20 protein-coding genes, 3 tRNA genes and 1 pseudogene are annotated in these 19,005 nt (G+C 67.0%); 14 read left to right on the forward strand and 10 right to left on the reverse strand.

From position 1 onward, the window contains the following. Positions 1 to 26: 26 nt before the first annotated feature. Together B7D75_RS11020 and B7D75_RS11025 are read left to right on the forward strand one after the other, a co-directional pair. Positions 27 to 917 carry an ATP-binding protein gene (locus B7D75_RS11020; protein WP_058135406.1) on the forward strand — a complete coding sequence of 297 codons (891 nt, stop codon included), beginning with the start codon at positions 27 to 29 and terminating at the stop codon, positions 915 to 917. Next, a complete protein-coding gene (locus B7D75_RS11025; protein WP_003154978.1) occupies positions 914 to 1,396 on the forward strand; it encodes a GAF domain-containing protein in 483 nt (160 codons plus the stop codon). Before B7D75_RS11020 ends, B7D75_RS11025 begins: the two co-directional genes overlap by 4 nt. A gap of 39 nt (positions 1,397 to 1,435) precedes the next feature. On the opposite strand, the gene B7D75_RS11030 is transcribed toward B7D75_RS11025, so the two are convergent. Together B7D75_RS11030 and B7D75_RS11035 are read right to left on the reverse strand one after the other, a co-directional pair. Continuing rightward, on the reverse strand, positions 1,436 to 2,098 hold the full coding sequence (locus B7D75_RS11030) for a glutathione S-transferase family protein (RefSeq protein WP_034000276.1): 663 nt from the start codon (positions 2,096 to 2,098) through the stop codon (positions 1,436 to 1,438). A gap of 60 nt (positions 2,099 to 2,158) precedes the next feature. Then, positions 2,159 to 2,932 (reverse strand): hypothetical protein, encoded by a 774-nt coding sequence (locus B7D75_RS11035; protein ID WP_003154972.1) that lies wholly within the window; start codon positions 2,930 to 2,932, stop codon positions 2,159 to 2,161. Between the two features lie 217 nt (positions 2,933 to 3,149). Here B7D75_RS11035 and B7D75_RS11040 point away from each other — a divergent pair. The 4 genes from B7D75_RS11040 to B7D75_RS11055 all read left to right on the forward strand — a co-directional run bounded on the left by B7D75_RS11040 (position 3,150) and on the right by B7D75_RS11055 (position 5,508). Continuing rightward, positions 3,150 to 3,225 (forward strand) — tRNA-Glu (locus B7D75_RS11040). Between the two features lie 2 nt (positions 3,226 to 3,227). After that, positions 3,228 to 3,303: transfer RNA gene (locus B7D75_RS11045), tRNA-Gly, on the forward strand. Between the two features lie 84 nt (positions 3,304 to 3,387). Beyond that, positions 3,388 to 3,463 (forward strand) — tRNA-Gly (locus B7D75_RS11050). A gap of 464 nt (positions 3,464 to 3,927) precedes the next feature. Next, on the forward strand, positions 3,928 to 5,508 hold the full coding sequence (locus B7D75_RS11055) for an EAL domain-containing protein (RefSeq protein WP_043100830.1): 1,581 nt from the start codon (positions 3,928 to 3,930) through the stop codon (positions 5,506 to 5,508). A 121-nt stretch (positions 5,509 to 5,629) separates the two neighbouring features. Here the strand turns inward: B7D75_RS11055 and B7D75_RS11060 are convergent, their stop codons facing one another. The 3 genes from B7D75_RS11060 to B7D75_RS11070 form a co-directional block, all read right to left on the reverse strand. Further along, the gene (locus B7D75_RS11060) at positions 5,630 to 6,040 is read right to left on the reverse strand and encodes a PA2817 family protein (RefSeq protein WP_003157389.1); all 411 of its coding nucleotides are present in this window, start codon (positions 6,038 to 6,040) and stop codon (positions 5,630 to 5,632) included. Between the two features lie 57 nt (positions 6,041 to 6,097). Next, entirely contained in the window at positions 6,098 to 6,478 is a 381-nt protein-coding gene (locus B7D75_RS11065; protein WP_003157388.1) for a PA2816 family glutamine-rich protein, read from the reverse strand. Positions 6,479 to 6,588: 110 nt separating this feature from the next. After that, on the reverse strand, positions 6,589 to 9,036 hold the full coding sequence (locus B7D75_RS11070; RefSeq protein ID WP_107114003.1) for an acyl-CoA dehydrogenase: 2,448 nt from the start codon (positions 9,034 to 9,036) through the stop codon (positions 6,589 to 6,591). A 152-nt stretch (positions 9,037 to 9,188) separates the two neighbouring features. Here B7D75_RS11070 and B7D75_RS11075 point away from each other — a divergent pair. From B7D75_RS11075 to B7D75_RS11090, 4 genes and pseudogenes are all read left to right on the forward strand, one after another. Next, positions 9,189 to 9,796: pseudogene (locus tag B7D75_RS11075) on the forward strand (cysteine protease). Positions 9,797 to 9,909: 113 nt separating this feature from the next. After that, a complete protein-coding gene (locus B7D75_RS11080; RefSeq protein WP_003157385.1) occupies positions 9,910 to 10,530 on the forward strand; it encodes a glutathione S-transferase in 621 nt (206 codons plus the stop codon). A gap of 75 nt (positions 10,531 to 10,605) precedes the next feature. Further along, positions 10,606 to 11,538 (forward strand): ABC transporter ATP-binding protein, encoded by a 933-nt coding sequence (locus B7D75_RS11085; RefSeq protein ID WP_003157384.1) that lies wholly within the window; start codon positions 10,606 to 10,608, stop codon positions 11,536 to 11,538. Beyond that, entirely contained in the window at positions 11,535 to 12,314 is a 780-nt protein-coding gene (locus B7D75_RS11090; protein ID WP_003122535.1) for an ABC transporter permease, read from the forward strand. The genes B7D75_RS11085 and B7D75_RS11090 overlap by 4 nt, the downstream gene beginning before the upstream one ends. A 46-nt stretch (positions 12,315 to 12,360) precedes the next feature. Here the strand turns inward: B7D75_RS11090 and B7D75_RS11095 are convergent, their stop codons facing one another. Together B7D75_RS11095 and B7D75_RS11100 are read right to left on the reverse strand one after the other, a co-directional pair. Further along, the gene (locus B7D75_RS11095; protein WP_034078601.1) at positions 12,361 to 13,692 is read right to left on the reverse strand and encodes a heavy metal sensor histidine kinase; all 1,332 of its coding nucleotides are present in this window, start codon (positions 13,690 to 13,692) and stop codon (positions 12,361 to 12,363) included. Then, entirely contained in the window at positions 13,689 to 14,369 is a 681-nt protein-coding gene (locus B7D75_RS11100) for a heavy metal response regulator transcription factor (protein WP_003152592.1), read from the reverse strand. Before B7D75_RS11100 ends, B7D75_RS11095 begins: the two co-directional genes overlap by 4 nt. Before the next feature lie 124 nt (positions 14,370 to 14,493). Between B7D75_RS11100 and ptrA the strand changes: the two genes are divergently transcribed. The 3 genes from ptrA (at position 14,494) to queF (ending at position 16,427) form a co-directional block, all read left to right on the forward strand. Then, complete coding sequence (ptrA, locus tag B7D75_RS11105; RefSeq protein ID WP_003152594.1) at positions 14,494 to 14,685, forward strand: T3SS anti-activator PtrA; 192 nt, start codon at positions 14,494 to 14,496, stop codon at positions 14,683 to 14,685. 174 nt (positions 14,686 to 14,859) lie between these two features. Next, positions 14,860 to 15,480: a copper-resistant cuproprotein CopI gene (gene copI / locus B7D75_RS11110; RefSeq protein ID WP_079385079.1), complete on the forward strand. Its 621-nt coding sequence runs from the start codon at positions 14,860 to 14,862 to the stop codon at positions 15,478 to 15,480. A 116-nt stretch (positions 15,481 to 15,596) separates the two neighbouring features. Then, positions 15,597 to 16,427, forward strand: a complete 831-nt coding sequence (gene queF / locus B7D75_RS11115) for an NADPH-dependent 7-cyano-7-deazaguanine reductase QueF (RefSeq protein WP_043103665.1) — start codon at positions 15,597 to 15,599, stop codon at positions 16,425 to 16,427. 66 nt (positions 16,428 to 16,493) lie between these two features. Here queF and B7D75_RS11120 read toward each other — a convergent pair whose 3' ends face one another. From B7D75_RS11120 to B7D75_RS11130, 3 genes are all read right to left on the reverse strand, one after another. After that, positions 16,494 to 16,757, reverse strand: a complete 264-nt coding sequence (locus B7D75_RS11120) for a DUF4404 family protein (protein ID WP_003090878.1) — start codon at positions 16,755 to 16,757, stop codon at positions 16,494 to 16,496. 72 nt (positions 16,758 to 16,829) lie between these two features. Continuing rightward, positions 16,830 to 17,411 carry a phosphonate degradation HD-domain oxygenase gene (locus B7D75_RS11125; protein ID WP_003152599.1) on the reverse strand — a complete coding sequence of 194 codons (582 nt, stop codon included), beginning with the start codon at positions 17,409 to 17,411 and terminating at the stop codon, positions 16,830 to 16,832. Beyond that, on the reverse strand, positions 17,408 to 18,151 hold the full coding sequence (locus B7D75_RS11130) for a phosphatase (protein WP_034078605.1): 744 nt from the start codon (positions 18,149 to 18,151) through the stop codon (positions 17,408 to 17,410). The genes B7D75_RS11125 and B7D75_RS11130 overlap by 4 nt, the downstream gene beginning before the upstream one ends. A gap of 133 nt (positions 18,152 to 18,284) precedes the next feature. Here B7D75_RS11130 and B7D75_RS11135 point away from each other — a divergent pair, with 133 nt between their 5' ends. Then, positions 18,285 to 19,004, forward strand: a complete 720-nt coding sequence (locus B7D75_RS11135; RefSeq protein WP_053813749.1) for a UTRA domain-containing protein — start codon at positions 18,285 to 18,287, stop codon at positions 19,002 to 19,004. Position 19,005: the final 1 nt, after the last annotated feature.

A 19,005-nucleotide genomic window follows, 5' to 3' on the forward strand; every position in this document is an offset into this window, starting at 1 on the left:
CGTCAGTCCGATCCGAGGAGAACAGAGTGGATTCCCGATTGAGCGATTTTCTTGCCCGCGCCGAAAGCGTGCTGGCACGTCTCGAGCCGTTGCTGCCCGCCGTGCGCGAACCGGTGGATTGGCAGCGCAGCCTGGCGGCGCGCTGGCACCGTGACGGCCGCAGCGGCTACCTGCAGCCGCTGGAGGTCAGCCTCGACCTGCGCCTGGCCGACCTGCTGGGTGTCGAGCGGCAGCGCGAACAGCTCGAGCGCAACACCCGCCAGTTCGTCGCCGGCCAGCCGGCCAACCATGCGTTGCTCTGGGGCGCGCGTGGCACCGGCAAGTCTTCGCTGGTGCGCGCGCTGCTGGCCGAACTGGCCGGCGCCGGCCTGCGCCTGATCGAGATCGAACGCGACCACCTGGCCGACCTGCCGCGGGTGGTCGAGCAACTGAATGGCCTGCCGCAGCGCTTCGTACTGTTCTGCGACGACCTCTCGTTCGACGCCGGCGAGGGTGACTACCGGGTACTCAAGAGTGTGCTCGACGGCTCGCTGGAACAGGCGCCGGACAACGTGCTGCTGTACGCGACGTCCAACCGCCGGCACCTGGTCTCGGAGAAGCAGAGCGACAACGAGAACTGGAAGATGGTGGACGGCGAACTGCACCCCAACGAGGCGGTGGAGGACAAGATCGCCCTGTCCGATCGCTTCGGCCTCTGGCTGTCGTTCTATCCCTTCACCCAGGAGCATTTCCTCAGCGTGGTCCGCCACTGGGTCGAAGTGCTCGCCGGGAAGGCCGGGCTGTCCTGGGCCTGGAGCGAGGAGCTGGAGAAGGAAGCGATCCGCTGGGCGCTGGGACGCGGCAACCGCAACGGTCGTTGCGCCTACCAGTTCTCCCGCTACTGGGTCGGCAAGCAACTGCTGGAGCAACAGGCATGATCGATCTGCAACAGACCGGCGCCGGGCTGGATGGCTATGCCTTGCTGGCGGCCCAGGCCGAGGCGCTGTTCGCCGACGAGCGTGACTTCATCGCCAACGCCGCGCAGTTCTGCGCTTTTCTCTTTCACGAACTGGACGACCTGAACTGGGCCGGCTTCTACCTGAATCGCAACGAGGAACTGCTGCTCGGGCCATTCCAGGGCAAGGTCGCCTGCGTCCGCATCCCTTTCGCCAAGGGCGTTTGCGGCGCCGCCGCACGCACCCGGCAGACCCAGCGCGTCGAAGACGTCCATGCGTTTCCCGGGCACATCGCCTGTGACAGCGCCTCGCGCAGCGAGCTGGTGGTGCCGCTGCTCAAGGACGGGCGGCTGATCGGCGTGCTCGACCTGGACAGCCCGAGCGAGGGGCGCTTCAGCGCGCGGGACCAGGCCGGGATCGAGCGTCTGGTGGAGATCTTCCTGCGCCTCAGCGACTGCTGAGACGCAGTCGCTTCCCTTCCCGGGGGAGGAGCGGCGGCGTCAGGCTTTCGCCGCGAGTTTTTCCAGGGTCCGCTGCTCGCCCGGCAGCAGCGCCTGCATGCTCGGCCGTTCGAGCAGGCGCGCGAAGTGCGCGGCGAGGGCCGGCCAGCGTTGCGCGTCCACTTGCTCGCCGGCGTGGCCCAGGTTGACCAGTTGGCTGGCGATCGCCAGGTCGGCCAGGGACAGCCGGTCGCCGACGAAGAAGGTACGATCGCCCAGGGTGTTTTCCAGGTAGTCGAAGTGCGCCGGCAGTCTTTCCTGCAGCGCGCGACGTACGTCTTCCTCCTCGCAGCGCTGGCCCATCGCCGGCTTGAGGACCCGGTTGCGGAACACCGTCAGTGTCGCCTGCGGCGCGAGTTCGTAGTCGGCGTACTTTTCCAGCCAGCGTACCGTCGCGCGGCTCGCCGGGTCCTCGCCGCACAGCGGCGGGTGTTCGGGGTAGCGTTCTTCCAGGTACTGACAGATGACGCTGGAGTCGGCCAGGGCCAGGTCACCGTCGCGTAGCGCCGGAATGCGTCCCAGCGGGCTGATCTCGCGGTACCACGCGGGTTGGCCGAACGGCGCGATCACTTCCAGTTGGTAGTCGAGGCGCTTTTCCGCCAGCAGCAGGCGGACCTTGCGCACGAAGGGGGAGAGCGGGGCGCCGTAGAGGATCAGGCTCATGACGATTTCCTCGGTCGATATGAGCCTGGGTTATAGCACGGCTGCCGCAGGCGGGCGGCCTCAGTCGTAGACGTTCTTCTTCTTCCACAGATCGTCGGCATCCAGCGCCTTCAATCCCTCGTTCAGCTCGCTGGGCTCTTCGCTCGCCGGCTGGCTGTTGTTCAACACCATGGCGTTGGCGCGGGCCAGCTGCGTCTCCATCTGCTGCAGTTCCGCCTGGTAGCGCGCCAGCTCGGGCTGCTTGCGCAGGTACTGGGCGCCGCGCTCGAAGGCCAGGCGCGCCTGGCGCGGCTCGTTCTGCTGCAGTGCCTGCTGGCCGAGGTTGCCGAAGAACTCGATGTGCAGGCGCACCAGCAGGTGGCGGATCTCCTTGACCCAGATCTGCGCCTCGCTGCGTGGCAGGTGGCCGTCCTGGGTGAAGCGGGTGAGCTGGGCGTGCAGGGCCTCGAAGAGGAAGCGGACTTCCTTGGCCTTGTCCTCGGTGAGGATCGCCTGGGGTGGATTGCGTACCGGAATCGACTCGCCCTTGGCGACCAGTGCGCGCAGTTCCTCTATGCGTGCCTTGAGGCCGGTGTCGGCTTTTTTCTCCAGTGCCAGCTGTTGTTCGCTGAGGCTGAGTTCGATCTGGCTCATCAGCAACTTGAGCGACGGGCTGACGAACTGGCCGGGAAGGCTCTCGGAAATCTGTGCGCAGCGTCGCACGCGGTCGTTGAGCTCGGCCTTCAGGCGAGCCTTCTCCAGCTTGCTGTTTTCCACCACGTGGTTGATATAGCCAATGGCGATGAGGAGGGCGATCCCGCCGACGATCAGGGCGGTAATGAGGAGTGGCGACACCTTAGGACTCCGCTGTAAGAATTTTCTCAGTCTAATGTCTTGGTGCTACCACTGATAGCGGCAGCTCATTATTTGCACAGAAGTCTTTGATTTAAAAAAATTTTCTCAGAAGGGTTGACGCCTCCCCGGACGCTCCATAAAATGCGCGCCACTTCCAGCGTGAAGCCAAGCGCGAAACACTGGAAGCCGGAAATATCTGTTGTAAGTTCCGGGCCGCGTCCCCTTCGTCTAGTGGCCTAGGACACCGCCCTTTCACGGCGGTAACAGGGGTTCGAGTCCCCTAGGGGACGCCATTGCGGGAATAGCTCAGTTGGTAGAGCACGACCTTGCCAAGGTCGGGGTCGCGAGTTCGAGTCTCGTTTCCCGCTCCAGATTCTACAGCCTGGCTTCGGCGGGGTTGGTGAAAGTTAGGCGTCAAAGGTTCGGTTTCGGCCGAACGGGCAATAGGTTTCAAAGCGGGAATAGCTCAGTTGGTAGAGCACGACCTTGCCAAGGTCGGGGTCGCGAGTTCGAGTCTCGTTTCCCGCTCCAAACAGTATCCTGGCCTCGGCCGGGATCGAGAAAGAAGGGCCTTCGGGCCCTTTTTTCGTTTCTGCACGGCAGGGCATTCGCCTCGCCTTTTCCCTTCCGCCCTCCCGGATCCCGCACGCTGGGGAAACGAGCGCCGCACCGCGTGCCGCTCGCTCCGCCAGGCTGGCCGGACCTATGGTCTTGCCGAACGTCTGTGCGGATGCGGCAGGGTCGCCCTCCATGCCCACCAGAGGTCCTGCTGCGGGATTCGTTCTAGAGTTGAGCGAGGGGACACGCGGTACCGGCCGCGTTTCGCTTCCAGGACCCTGCGGAGGCCGCCTGCTCGGGATGTCGTTCGGGGATGCAGCAGACCCCTCGACAGGCGCCGGCAGGTTCGTGCTTCTTCCATTTCAATCTCATCCGAATGTGGCCCTGCCTCCGGCAACGTGGGGGCTTCGTGCAGCATTCGCCGGAGCGTGGCACTTATGCAGATCGGCAAGCAGCGGCGGGAACGTCTCTTTCATTTCGGTATCGTGTTCGCTGCGCTCGCGATCGTGCCGCTGCTCATGGCGCCGCTGGTGTTTCAGCAGGCCAGGATGCGTGCCGACGGCGAGGCCGCGGTGACTTCCGTCGCCGTCCTCCGTCAGTTGGATACCTTGCTCGGAGTGGTGTCCGGCAGCCTGGACAGGAGCCAGGGCGCGCTGGGCAAGCCCTGTGCGGAGGTGCTGGGGCGACTGACGCGGATGACCATGCTGAGCCCGTATTTCCGTTCGCTGGTCCTGGTGGAGCGCGGGAACGTCTACTGCTCGTCGTTGCAGGGCGAGCTGAAGGACCTGCCATTGCCGATGGCCTTCAAGGCCTTGGGCAGCCTGGCGCCCGGCCAGCGCATCACGCCCAGCAACGCGACGCCGCAGGTACCGGAACGGGCCTCGGTGATCATGTCGCGCGGCGACGCAAACGGATCCGGCGTGCTGGCGATAATCGACGGCCAGTATCTGCTGGATATCCAGCAGGCGGCTTCCTACGACGGGCGGTTCCAGGTGCAGATGGTGCTGCGCGAGTCGCAGCGGCAGCTTCCCGGCGGCACGCCTGCCACACAGGATGGTGGTGGCGCCATCGCGGCCTCGGCAAGGTTCCCAGTCGAGGTTCGGGTGGCGGTCGCTCCGGCGCTGGCCAGCGCCTATCGTGCCGATGCATGGCGGCACTACGCGCCCTTCATCGTTCTCGCCGCGATGCTGGCGGGGTACCTGGCGCATCTGTTCTGCCGTCGCCGCCTGTCGCTGGTTGGTGACATGTACCGGGCCATGCGGGCCCGGGAGTTCCATATGGTCTATCAGCCCATCATCCGGCTCGATACGGGGGAGTGCCGGGGCGTCGAGGCGCTGGTGCGCTGGCGGCGTCCGGATAACAGCCAGGTGCGGCCGGACATCTTCGTTCCGCTGGCTGAAGACAATGGCATGATCGGCGACCTGACCCGCCACATCTTCGGCCTGGTCGCTGCCGACCTGGCGCAACTGGGCCTGGGAGCGGGCGATCACCTCGGCGTCAATGTCAGCGGTTCGCACCTGGCTGGCCAGGGATTCGTCGACGACGTGCGGCGCCTGCTCGGCGCCATCGGCAGCGACGGCCCGCAACTGGTCCTAGAGGTCACCGAGCGTGAGGCGCTACCGCGCGATGCGCAGGCGCAGCGCAATATCCGGCAACTGCGCGAGCTGGGTGTGCAGTGGGCACTGGACGATTTCGGCACGGGGCAGAGTTCGTTGTCCTATCTGCAGCAACTGCATGCGGACTTTCTCAAGGTCGACCGTTCGTTCGTCAGCGGCGTCGGCACGGAGTCGGTGAATGCCGTGGTGCTGGAAACCATCATCGGGCTGGCGCAACGCCTGGACCTGGACGTGACCGCCGAAGGCATCGAGACCCGGGAGCAGGAACAGTACCTGTGCGGGCATAGCGTCCAGTGGGGGCAGGGCTACCTGTTTTCTCCTCCGCTGACGGCGGCCGAGCTGGGCGCCTGGCGCAATGGCCGGCGCGGCGTGGCGCGCGCGGCACAGGTGGTCGCGGGGTAGCCGTGGGCGGCCCGCGCCACGGCGATGCCAACCGGCGCCTCGCTTCGACAGGCTGTCGCATGCGCAAGCGGAAGGCGGCGATCTGGATGGCGCACTGGATCGTCGCGGAGAGGGCGTCGGCTCAGTGCCGCGGGCTGTCCTCGGGCAGCGCGAGCAGCTGCTTCTCATGGTTCCAGTCAAATGGCTCGCCGCGCTCCTCGGCGTCGTAGCGGCGTTCGTCGAGGCGCTGGAACAGGTCGATTTCCTCGTCCGGCATGAAGTGCAGGCAATCGCCGCCGAAGAACCACAGCAGGTCGCGCGGCACCAGGTGGGCGATCTGCGGGTAGCGGTGGAAGACCTGGGAAATCAGGTCCTGACCGAGGTACTGGGCGCCTTCCGGGTCGCGCGGCAGTTCGTTCATCAGCTCGTCGAAGCGTTCGAGGAACAGGCCGTGGTTTTCTTCCGGCACCTGCTCGGCCTCGCCCAGGGCGCCGAGGATGGTGCGCAGGTGCTGGAGCAGGGCGAGGTGGTGCTCGAGGTAGGAATTGGCCATGACGGATCCTCTGGAAAAAGCTGCGCAGTATAAAGGGTTTCGCGGCGGCGGCCAGTTTCAGCGGATCGCCGGGGACTGGCTCTGGCGGCGGCGGTTCTCCAGTTGCCGGCGTTCGCTGTCGAGGCGCCGCTGGTCCTGTTCCAGGCGCCAGCGTTGCTGGTCGAGCTGCTGCTGGCGGATCAGGTTGTCCTGCATCTGTCGCTGCTGCTGTTGTCGCTGCAGGTTCTGCTGCTGGCGTTGCAACTGGTCCTGTTGCAATTGCAGGCGCTGTTCGTCGAAGCGCTGGCGCTGCTCCTGGAGCTGGCGCTGGCGTTGTTCGGCGGCGCGCTGCACGGCCTGCTGGTGCGGTTGCACGCCGTAGGGCGGGGGCGGCGCGGCCTGGGCCACCGGCAGGGCGAGGAAGCAAGCCGCCAGGGCGGGGGCGAGTATCCGGGGCATGATGACCTCCCGTACGTCAGGATGTACCCCTGGATTCTAACCAATCGCCGGAGATCGGGGGCCACGGACGACAAAGGCGCCGGAGGGCGCCTTTGTCGGAAGGGCCAGGGTCAGCGGACCCTGCCGTCGCCGAGCGCCAGTTCTTCCTTGTCGAAGTCGTCGACGTCGATCACCTTGCGTCGGGCCGCTTCGGCCTGGTGCAGGGTCTGCGCTTCGGCGGCGCTCAGCACTCCCGCCGCGGCGCCGGCGTCGATCGGGCTTTGTCCCGGCTGCGGCGTGACCCGGCCTTCCTTGATCGCCTTGTGCAGGTTCTTCTCCAGCGTGGCGCTGTCGCGGATCGCGTCGAACGCGTGGGCGAGGGCGCCGACCGGGTCCTGCGGGTCCTTCGGCAGGAACGCGCCGGCGAGGATCGCCTGCAGCGCCGGGTCGTCGTCCGGGCGGCCGAGGATTTCCGCGATCTCGGCGTCCAGTTCGTCGCCCGGCCCTTTGTGCCGGCGGCCGAACGGCAGTACCAGGACCTTCAGCGCGCAGCCGAAGAAGCGGCTGGGGAAGTTGTTCAGCAGGTCCTCCAGTGCCGCCTCGGCCTGGCTGAGGTTTTCCTCCATGGCCCAGCGCAGCAGCGGATGCAGGTAGTCCGGGTTGCCCAGGTCGTGGTAGCGCTTGAGCGCCGCCGAGCCCAGGTAGAGATAGCTGAGGACATCGCCGAGGCGCGCGGAGAGGCGTTCCTTGCGCTTCAGCTCGCCGCCCAGCAGCATCATGCTGAAGTCGGCGAGCAGGGCGAAGGACGCCGCCAGGCGATTCAGCGCGCGGAAATAGGGACGGCTGACGCGGTCGCCCGGCGCATTGCCGAGGTGGCCACAGCTGAGGCTGAGGAGGAAGCTGCTGGCGGCGTTGCCGACGGCGAAGCCGATGTGCTTGACCAGCAGCGCGTCGAACTCGCGGGCGGCCTGCTCCTTGTCCTCGCGCTGGGCCAGTTCCATTTCCTTGAGCACGTACGGATGGCAGCGGATCGCGCCCTGGCCGAAGATCATCAGGTTGCGCGAGAGGATGTTCGCGCCTTCCACCGTGATGAAGATCGGCGCGCCTTGCCAGGAGCGTCCCAGGTAGTTGTTCGGGCCCATGATGATGCCCTTGCCGCCGTGGATGTCCATGGCATGGGCGATACACTCGCGGCCGCGTTCGGTGAGGTGGTACTTGAGGATCGCCGAGAGCACCGAGGGCTTCTCGCCCAGGTCCACCGCGTTGGCGGTGAGGATCCGCGCGCTGTCCATCAGCCAGGCGTTGCCGCCGATGCGGGCGAGGGCTTCCTGGATGCCTTCGAAGGCGGCGATCGGCACGTTGAACTGCTCGCGGACCTGGGCGTAGCGGCCGCTGACGTAGCTGCTGGCCTTGCCGGCGCTGGTGCCCACCGCCGGCAGCGAGATCGAGCGGCCGACCGACAGGCAGTTCATCAGCATCATCCAGCCTTTGCCGATCATTTCCTGGCCGCCGATGATGTACTCCAGCGGTACGAACACGTCCTTGCCCGAGTTGGGGCCGTTCATGAAGGCGGCGCCCAGCGGCACGTGACGGCGGCCGATCTCGACCCCGGGGGTGTCGGTGGGGATCAGCGCCAGGGTGATGCCCAGGTTCTCCTCGTCGCCCAGCAGGTGGTCCGGGTCGTGGCACTTGAAGGCCAGGCCGAGGAGGGTGGCCACCGGGCCGAGGGTGATGTAGCGCTTCTCCCAGGTCAGGCGCAGGCCGAGCACTTCGCGTCCTTCCCATTCGCCCTTGCAGACGATGCCGACGTCGGTCATGCCGCCGGCGTCGGAGCCGGCGTAGGGGCCGGTGAGGGCGAAGCAGGGGATGTCTTCGCCCCTGGCCAGGCTCGGCAGGTAGCGCTGGCGCTGTTCGTCGGTGCCATAGTGCAGCAGCAGCTCGGCCGGGCCGAGGGAGTTCGGCACCATCACCGTCGAGGCCAGGTCGCCGCTACGGGTGGCGAGCTTCATCACCACCTGCGAGTGGGCGAAGGCGGAGAAGCCCTTGCCGCCGTATTCCTTGGGAATGATCAGGCCGAAGAAGCCCTGCTGCTTGATGAAGGACCAGGCCTCTTCCGGAAGGTCCATGCGCTGGCCGATGTCCCAGTCGCTGACCATGGCGCAGAGTTGCTCGGTCGGGCCGTCGACGAAGGCCTGTTCCTCTTCGGTGAGTTGCGCTTTCGGATAGTCGAGCAGCTTCTGCCAGTCCGGGCGGCCGCTGAACAGTTCGCCGTCCCACCACACGGTGCCGGCCTCGATGGCCTCGCGTTCGGTCTCGGACATCGGCGGCAGGACTTTCTGGAACCAGGCGAACAGCGGGCCGCTGAGCACCCGCCGGCGCAGGTCGGGCAGCGCCAGCGGCAGCGCCACCGCCAGCCAGAGCAGCCAGAACACCAGCAGCAGCCAGCCGGGAGCGTGGCTGAACACGCCCATCAGGATCAGGTAGGCGGCGACGATGCCGAGCGCGGGAGCGGGTGGGGTACGCCGATGGGCGAGGTAAGCGACACCGAGTACCAGTACGACTAACCAGAGCAACAACATGCGGAATCCTCCATGAAGACGCCAGGCGGCGTCTCGAGCTTAGCCCGTTTGCCGCCGGTTGGCGGGCGGGCTGGTCAGCTTGGCCGGTTTGTCACGTTATAGGCGAAAACTTCCCGTTTGGACTGGGACAAATTGCCCGCCGGGAGCCCGCCATGCAGTCCTACCTACAATCCGGCCGCTTCGTGGATAGTGACCACCCGGTGGTGGTGGAGTTCGCGGAAAAATCCCGGGGAAACTCGGCGAACCCGCGTGACCAGGCGGTCGCGCCGTATGACGCGGTGCGCTACGACCCCTATGTGTTCAGCCGCGATCCACCGACCCTGGTGGCTAGCCACGCGCTGCAGCAGGGGGGCGTGCCCAAGGCCATCCTGCTCGCCGCCTGCGCCCGGCATTGCCGGCTTCCGGCGCCAATCGGCCTGGCCGACGTGCGCAACCACCTGGCCACGCCGCGCCTGCTGGCGCTGCTGTGCAGCGACGTGTTCGCCATGCATGGTTATGCCGAGCTGTATCTCGACGGTCGCTGGGTGAAGGCCACGCCGGCGTTCAGCCGCGCGCTTTGCCGTGCCTTCGACGTTGCTCCGCTGGAGTTCGACGGGGTCGCCGACAGCGTCTCCATGCGTTCAATCGCCAGGGCGAAGGCTACAGGGAGTACCTGGCCGACCACCTGCAGCGGCACTATCCGCATCTGTTCGCCGGCCCCGCGCGGGCGCTGGGCGGCGACCTGCAGGCCGGGGCCGGGCAAGATGAAAGCCATCGATAGTCACCATCAGCCGGCGCGTCTTCCTTCTTCGGTCCATCATCGGTAGGGTGCGGCATGTCGTCCGCAGGTCCGGCGACCCACCCGCCATAGCAACCGAAGAAGGAACGCAGAGCATGTTGACCATCTGGGGCCGGAAGAACTCGAGCAATGTGCGCAAGGTGCTGTGGTGCGCCGAGGAAGCCGGCCTGGAGTACCGGAGGGTGGATGCCGGCGGGGCGTTCGGCCTGGTGGACGAGCCGGCGTTCCGCGCGATGAACCCGAATGGGCGGGTCCCGGTGATCGAGGACGACGGCCTGGTCCTCTGGGAGTCCAACGCCATCGTCCGCTACCTGGCCGCCCGCTATGCGCCAGGCGACCTCTACGCGCTGGAGCCGGTACGCCGCGCCGAAGCCGACAAGTGGATGGACTGGACCACCTCGACCCTCGCCGGGCCGTTCCGCGACCTGTTCTGGGGGACGCTGCGTACGCCGCCGGAGCAACGCGACGAGGCCCTCATCGAGAAGGCGCTGCAGACCTGCGGCGAGCTGCTGGGAGTGCCGGACCGGGCCCTGGCCGGCCAATCCTGGCTGTCCGGCGAACGCTTCGGCATGGGCGACATCCCGCTGGGCTGTTTCATCTACGCCTGGTTCGAGATGCCCATCGAGCGGCCGCCGCTGCCCCACCTCGAGGCCTGGTACCTGCGCCTGCGCGAGCGCCCGGCGTTCCGCGCGGCGGTAATGACCGAACTGACCTGAGCCGGCTACTGTTGCATTTTGTTACCCGTAGCCTTATCTAGCTCTTCCTCTTCACCTTCCGACACGGGAAGCCTAATGAGTTCCGCCCTGTCCATCCGTCAACTGACGAAAACCTACGGCAACGGTTTCCAGGCCCTCAAGGGGATCGACCTGGATGTCGCCGAGGGCGACTTCTTCGCCCTGCTCGGCCCCAACGGCGCGGGCAAATCGACCACCATCGGCATTCTCTCTACCCTGGTGAACAAGACCGGCGGCTCGGTCTCGGTGTTCGGCCACGACCTCGACAAGGATCCGGCCGGCCTCAAGCGCTGCCTGGGCGTGGTGCCGCAGGAGTTCAACTTCAACCAGTTCGAGAAGGTCTTCGACATCGTCGTGACCCAGGCCGGCTATTACGGCATCCCGGCGAAGATCGCCAAGGAGCGCGCCGAGCGCTACCTGACCCAGCTGGGCCTGTGGGACAAGCGCAACGAAGCCTCGCGGATGCTCTCCGGCGGCATGAAGCGGCGCCTGATGATCGCCCGCGCACTGGTCCACCAGCCGCGCCTGCTGATCCTCGACGAGCCCACCGCCGGGGTCGACATCGAGCTGCGTCGCTCGATGTGGAGCTTCCTCACCGAACTGAACCAGGAAGGCATCAGCATCATCCTCACCACCCACTACCTGGAGGAGGCCGAGCAGCTCTGCCGCAACATCGCCATCATCGACCACGGCGAGATCGTGCAGAACACCAGCATGCGTGATCTGCTGATGACCCTGCATTCGGAAACCTTCCTGCTCGACCTGAAGAACGTCCAGGCCCTGCCGCCGACCCTCGACGGCTACCCGACGCGGCTGGTGGACGATCACACCCTCGAGGTACAGGTGGAGAAAAGCCAGGGCATCAACGATCTGTTCGCCCAGTTGGGCGCACAAGGCATCGAGGTACTGAGCCTGCGCAACAAGACCAACCGCCTGGAGGAACTGTTCGTCTCGCTGGTGGAGAAGAACCTGACGAGGATCGCCCGATGAGCAGCGAGCTGAGCGCCAACCTGGTCGCCCTGAACACCATCGTCTATCGCGAGGTGCGCCGCTTCACCCGGATCTGGCCGCAGACCCTGCTGCCGCCGGCGATCACCATGGTCCTGTACTTCGTGATCTTCGGCAATTTGATCGGCCGGCAGATCGGCGACATGGGCGGCTTCACCTACATGGAATACATCGTGCCCGGCCTGATCATGATGTCGGTGATCACCAACGCCTACGGCAACGTGGTGTCGAGTTTCTTCGGCAGCAAGTTCCAGCGCTCGGTGGAGGAACTGCTGGTGTCGCCGGTGTCGCCGCACACCATCCTCCTCGGCTACACCATCGGCGGAGTGCTGCGCGGCCTGGCGGTGGGAGTGATCGTGACCCTGCTGTCGCTGTTCTTCACCAAACTGCAGGTACACCACCTGGGCATCACCGTGCTGGTGGTGGTGCTGACCGCGACCATTTTCTCCCTGGGCGGTTTCATCAACGCGGTGTTCGCGCGCAACTTCGACGACATCTCGATCATCCCGACCTTCGTGCTGACGCCGCTGACCTACCTGGGCGGGGTGTTCTACTCGATCAACCTGCTGCCGCCGTTCTGGCAGACGGTGTCGCTGGCCAACCCCATCCTGCACATGGTCAACGCGTTCCGCTACGGCATCCTCGGTGTCTCCGACATCCGCATCGGCGTAGCCATCGGCTTCATGCTGCTGGCCACCGCGGTCCTCTATTTCGGCTGCGTGCGACTGCTGGTGAGCGGGCGCGGCATGCGCCAATAGCGCCTGGCGGCGGGCGACGAAGCCCCCTTCGCGGGGGCTTCGTGCGTCATGGGCGCGAGCGCGAGAAATCGATGACGAAACGCGTCCAGCCATCGGCGGACTCGCAGCGGATCTCGCCGCCGTGGGCCTGGACGATGGAGCGGCAGATCGCCAGGCCGAGCCCGGCGTGTTCGCCCTGGCCCTCGCGGCGCGCCGGATCGGCCCGGTAGAAGCGGTCGAACAGGCGCGGCAGGCGCTCGGCGGGAATCGCCGGGCCCTGGTTCTCCACGCTCAGGCGGCGGTCGCCGAGGCGGATGCGGATCTCGCCGCCGTCGGCGGTGAAGCGCAGGGCGTTGTCCAGCAGGTTGGCCAGCACCCGCCGCAACATGCCGCGGTCGCCCGGCAGGCTCAGGGCGCCTTCGCGCAGCAGGCGGATGTCGCGGTCTTCCGCCAGGGGCTGATAGAACTCCAGCAGCGAGTCGACCTCCGCGCCGAGGTCCAGGGCCTGGCGGTTGGGCGCCAGCAGGCCGTGGTCGGCCTTGGCCAGCAACAGCATGTCGTTGACCATCGCGGTCAGCCGCTCCAGTTCCTCGAGGTTGCCGTGCAGCGCTTCGCGGTAGTCCTCCAGCGCGCGCGGCCGCGACAGCACCACCTGGGTCTGGGTCAGCAGGCTGGTGAGTGGCGTGCGCAGTTCGTGGGCGATGTCGGCGGAGAACGCCGAAAGGCGCTGGAAGGCTTCCTCCAGGCGCGCCAGCATGGCGTTCAGTTCGCCGGCCAGGCCGCGCAGCTCCTCCGGCATCCGGCTGGCGTCGAGGCGGGTGGTGAGGGAGTTGGCGGAAACCCGCGCGGCCACTTCGCGCATCCGCCGCAGCGGGCTCAGGCTGGCGCCGGTGGCCCAGGCGCCGAGCAGCGCGGTGGCTAGCGCCGAGAGGCTCATGGTCAGCCAGATCAGCTGGCGCATGCGCTGCAGGAAATGCTGGTGGTGGCTGATGTCGAGGATCACGGTGAGCCGTGGCGAGGCCGCGTCGCCGGGTTTCAGCGGTGCGCCGAGTTCGCGGTTGGCGGGCAGGCCGGGGTGAGCAGGCTGCGGCAGGCGCTCGAACCAGAGGCTGCCATCCGGGCCGTTCAGGCGCAGCCCGAGGTCGGGGTGGCGTCCCAGTTCGCGCAACAGCTCCCCTTCGCGCCGGCGCATCTGTTCCTCAGAGGCGAGGCCGCGCAGTTCCTCGCGGAACACCTCGAGCTTGGCGCTCATCGCCAGGTAGTCCAGCTCGACGAAATGTTCGTCGATGGCACGACTGAAGATCAGCCCGGCGATCAGCGAGACCGCCGCGGTGCAGGCGGCGAACAGCAGGCTCAGGCGGACGCCGAGGGATAGCCGGGAACCGAGTCCGGCGCTCATTCGTCGCGTTCTTCGAGGACGTAGCCCATGCCGCGCACGGTATGGATCAGGCGCTGCGGGAAGTCGTCGTCGACCTTGGCGCGCAGGCGGCGGATGGCGACCTCGATGACGTTGGTGTCGCTGTCGAAGTTCATGTCCCAGACCTGCGAGGCGATCAGCGACTTGGGCAGCACCTCGCCGCTGCGCCGCAACAGCAGTTCGAGCAGGGCGAATTCCTTGGCGGTCAGGTCGATGCGCTTGCCCTGGCGCTGCACCCGGCGACGCAGCAGGTCGAGTTCGAGATCGGCCAGTTGCAGGGTGGTCTCCTGCAACTGCTGGTTGCCACGGCGCAGCAGGGTGCGCACGCGGGCGAGCAACTCGACGAAGGCGAAGGGCTTCACCAGGTAGTCGTCGGCGCCCTGTTCCAGGCCGCGCACACGGTCCTCGACGGCGTCGCGGGCAGTGAGGAACAGCACCGGCACGGTCATTCCGGCGTCGCGCACGCTGCGCAGGATCTGCCAGCCGTCCCGGCCGGGCAGCATGACGTCGAGGATCAGCAGGTCATAGTCGCCGCCCAGGGCCAATTGCTCGCCCTCGTTGCCGTCGTCGCTCAGGTCGACGGCGTAGCCGGACTCGGCGAGCCCCTGGCGCAGGTACTGGCCGATACGTGGTTCGTCTTCGACGATCAGCAGTTTCATGTTCATCCCTCGTTACATTTGTCGGCCACGCCGACCTGTTTCTGACAGCATCGTAATCAGTGGGTAACGGGGGCGACAGTGGCCCCCGCGCAGACTACAGGGGAACTCATCGAGGAGACTTCCCATGCGTATTTTCACTGCCTCCACCCTCGCATTCCTGCTGGTCCTCGCCCCGACCGTACCGGCCATGGCCGATAGCGGCGGCGACATCGTCTTCGAGCGCATGCAGGCCCAGGCCGCCAAGGCCCGCGCCGCCCACCAGGAAAAACTGGCGAAGCAGGCCGAAGCGACGAAGAAGGACAAGGAAAACTGCTGATCGCCAGTTCTTCCACCCCCCGGCTCCACACGGGATGACGGAGGGCTCCGATCCCGTCTTCACCCGCCACCGGTTTCCTGGTTTCCGGTCGGCGGGTTTTTTATGCCCGGCCGTGTCGCCGGGGCCGATCTTAGCCTCCGCCACCCGACGCGGCGGCAAGCTGACAAAGATGTAATGCTCCCGACAGCCAGCCGGCAGGCGCAGCGGCACAGGATAGGCGACATCAACCCGATGGAGATTCCCCGTATGTTTCCGCGCCGCCTGCTTCCCGCTTCCCTGATCGTCCTCGGCGTGCTTTTCGGCGCCAGTGCCCAGGCTTCGCCGGCCCACGGCCAGGCCTTCGGCAAGCCGGCCCAGGCCGCGCAGGCCAGCCGCAGCATCGAGGTGGTGCTCGGCGACATGTACTTCAAGCCGCGAACGATCGAGGTCAAGCCTGGCGAGACAGTCCGTTTCGTACTCAAGAACGAAGGCAAGCTGCTGCACGAGTTCAACCTGGGCGACGCGACGATGCACGCCGAGCACCAGAAGGAAATGCTGAAGATGCAGCAGTCCGGCATGCTCACCCCGACCGGCCTGGCGGCGATGGACCACAGCCAGATGGGCCATGATATGGCCGGCATGGATCACGGCCAGGCGGCGATGAAGCACGACGACCCCAACAGCGTGCTGGTCGAGCCGGGCAAGAGCGCCGAGCTGACCTGGACCTTCACCAGGGCCACCCGCCTGGAGTTCGCCTGCAACATCCCCGGCCACTACCAGGCCGGGATGGTCGGGCAGCTGAGCGTGCAGCCCTGAGCCAACGGACGGCCGGCGTGAAGATGCCGGCCGATCCGTATACACTTGCCGCCGCCCGCCAATGCGGCGCGGCGCGCGGGGAAGGGCCCTGCGCGATCGATCCAGCAGGTTTCCCCATGCACCATCCCGCCGAACATTCGCCGCTGGGCAAGACCAGCGAATACGTCTCCCGCTACACGCCCTCGCTGCTGTTCCCCATCGCGCGCGCAGCGAAATGGGCCGAGCTCGGCCTCAGCGCCGCGACCCTGCCGTATCGCGGCGTGGACATCTGGAACTGCTACGAGCTGTCCTGGCTGACTCCGGCCGGCAAGCCGGTGGTGGCGATCGGCGAGTTCTCGATCCCGGCGGACTCGCCGAACATCATCGAGTCGAAGTCGTTCAAGCTGTACCTCAACTCCCTGAACCAGTCTTCCTTCGACAGCCGCGATGCCCTGCGCGCGGTGCTGGAAAAGGATCTCTCGGTCGCCGCCGGCGCCGCCGTGGGCGTGCGCCTGCGCAGCCTCGACGAGGTGGCGGAGGAGGGCGTCGGGCGCCTGCCGGGGCGCTGCATCGACGAGCTGGAGATCGCCGTCGACGGTTACGAGCGGCCGCGTCCCGAACTGCTGCGCTGCGACGCCGGGCGGTTCGTCGAGGAGCAGCTCTACAGCCACCTGCTCAAGTCCAACTGCCCGGTCACCGGCCAGCCCGACTGGGGCACCCTGGTGGTCGACTACCGCGGCCCGGCGCTGGACCCGGCCAGCCTGCTGGCCTACCTGGTTTCCTTCCGCCAGCACCAGGATTTCCACGAACAGTGCGTCGAACGCATCTTCCTCGACCTGCGGCGCCTGCTGCAGCCGCAGGCGCTGACCGTGTACGCCCGCTACGTGCGTCGCGGCGGCCTGGACATCAACCCCTACCGCAGCCTGGTCGACGTGGCGCCGGACAACCGTCGCCTGGTTCGCCAGTAGATCCGGCAACACGCGGATACGAAAAAGCCCCGGCCATGCCGGGGCTTTTCATTGCGGGGGAGCCGTTCAGATGCCCATGTTGGCCAGGCTCTGGACGATGGAGCGGAGCGTGCCGGCCAGGGTCGGGTGGCTGACCTCGAAACGCTCGACGGCGAGGTTGACCCCGTCCACCAGGCTACCCTCGTTGAGCGCGTCTTCGTTGGCCAGCTTCAGCTCGATGTCGCGGATCAGCAGTTCCAGTTCGGCGCGCTGCTCTTCGTTGAGCGGCGGTTGTTGCTCCAGTTGCTCGCGCAGGGCGGACAGTTCGCGCAGCAGACTCTCTTTCGGCATGGTATTTCCCTCGACGTACAAGTCTTCGGTGGACCTCCGGCGACTGCCGAAAGGTCCGTCCATGCCGACAGATTAACCTGTCGGGCGCAGTTGTGCGCGATCCCGGTCAATTCGCAGCAGGCGTTCGAGCAGCGGGAAGAAGTGCGGCAGTTCGGGGGTGCGCATGGCCGGATCCTTGGCCAGGTCGTCGAGGCGGCGCAGGGTCAGCCCGTCCTGGGCGTAGGGCGCCTTGATATAGGCCGCGGCGGCGCGTTCGTCGAACGGCCCGCCTTGCAGCACCAGGCTGTGCCGGGAGGCCGGTGACAGGCTGGCGTGGTAGCTCGGGTCCACCGCGCAGAGGAAGCGCTTGGCCGAGACGTGCAGGCGCACCGGTTGCCACACCGACTCGGGAAACAGTTCGCGCAGCAGGCGAGCACCGGCCTCCTCGTGGCGCAGGTCTTCTTCGTCGATCTGCGCGGGGTCTTCGTAGAGATGGCCGATGTCGTGCAGCAGCGCGGCGACCACCAGGCTGTCCGAACAGCCGGCGCGCTCGGCCAGGGTCGCGCACTGCAGGGCGTGCTCGGCCTGGCTGACGGCTTCGCCGTAGGGTTCGGCGCCGTGGCTGGCGAAGCGTTCGGCCAGTTCGTCGAGGAAGCGATGACGGACGCGGCTCATGGTTTTTCTCCTTTCAGGCGGCGAACGGCGAGGTCGTGCAGGCAGGGTTGCAGCTCGCCCAGGTGGTCGATCACGGAATGCACGCCCAGGCGGTACAGTTCCAGGGTGGCGTCGGCGCGCAGGCGATCGCGTTCGGCATGGCCGAGGGCATCCCAGTCGGCCGGGGCGAGGCCGCACAGCGGCCCGCTGGCGGCCAGGCCGATGGTCCACAGTCCGGCGTTGAGGCCGGCCTGCAATTGGCGCGGTCGGGCGCTGACCAGCACGCAGCCGTCGAGGCGTTCGATACCCAACCGGGCGAGGGCCTGCCAGCAACCGTCGGGCGCCGGCCAGGGACGGGCGCCATCGAGAGGCGCCAGGGCGTCGGGTTGGCCGAGCGGCGCGGCGAGGCGCCGGCACACCGGCTCGGGTAGCTCTTCCTGCCAGGCATAGGGAATTCGCTGTGCGTCCAGGCTTTGCAGCAGCGCTGCGGCGCCGCTGATGGCTTCGGCCTGTTCCTGCGCGGCTTCCTCGAGGGCCTGTTCGAGGCGCTGACGCTCGTTCCTGTTTGGCTTGCGCCGCAGCAACCGCTCCTGTGCCTCGGTGAAGGGGCACTGGCCGGCGTCATGGAGCGCTTCGGCGGAGCTTTGCGGGTGGCTGCGCAGGAGTGCCAGGGGCAGGCTTCGCGCGCCGAAGTCCACCAGGCTGCCGGACAGGCCGAAGAGCAGGGCGGTGAAAGGCGGGAGGTCGTCGGGAATGGGCATGCAGGAGGCATCTGGCAAATGGTCTAGGCCAGACTAGAGGAGTTTTGTGACGCCGCCGTGACGTTTTCATGGCACTGGCGATAGGCCGACGGGCTGTCGTTATAATCGGCCGGTCTTAATCAGCGAGGCTGTCATGCCGGTCGATCAATCTCGTCAGTACCTGCGCATCCGCGATCAGCTCGCGGCGGATATCGCCCGGGGCGTGCTACAGGTGAAGCTGCCTTCCGAGCGGGAGCTGGCCGAGCGTTTCCTGTGCACCCGCATTACCCTCCGTGAAGCCTTGCAGCAGCTGGAAACCGAAGGCCTGGTCTACCGCGAGAACCGCCGTGGCTGGTTCGTCGCGCCGCCACGGATCCGCTACAACCCGACCCGCACCACCGGCTTCATGGAGTACGTCAGCGCCCAGGGACGCCAGCCGCGCACCGAGACCCTGCACGCCGAGCGGCGCGCCGCCGGCGCCTGGCTGGCCAAGCGGATGGGGCTGGAGGACGCCGCGCCGGTGTATTTCCTGCAGCGGCGGCGCTGGGTGGACGAGCGCCCGGTGCTGATCGAGCTGATCGCCCTGGACGCCGGCTGGTGCCCCGGCCTGCTCGAACACGACCTCGACACCTCGCTTATGAACCTGCTGCGCGAGCGCTTCGGCCTGCAGCCGACGCGTTGCCAACTGGCGATGCATCCGACCGCGCTGAACGCCGCGCAGGCCGAGCCGCTGCAACTGGCGCCGGGCTCCCCGGCGTTGTACCTGGAGCGCTCGAGCTATGCCGAGGGGCAGCGGGTGGTCGAGTTCGACCAGGAGTTCTGGCGCCCGGACGCCCTGGAAATCGTGCTCGACGCGGCGTATCCGGGGGGCTGAG

The organism is Pseudomonas paraeruginosa (genome assembly GCF_003025345.2).
Classification (GTDB): domain Bacteria; phylum Pseudomonadota; class Gammaproteobacteria; order Pseudomonadales; family Pseudomonadaceae; genus Pseudomonas; species Pseudomonas paraeruginosa.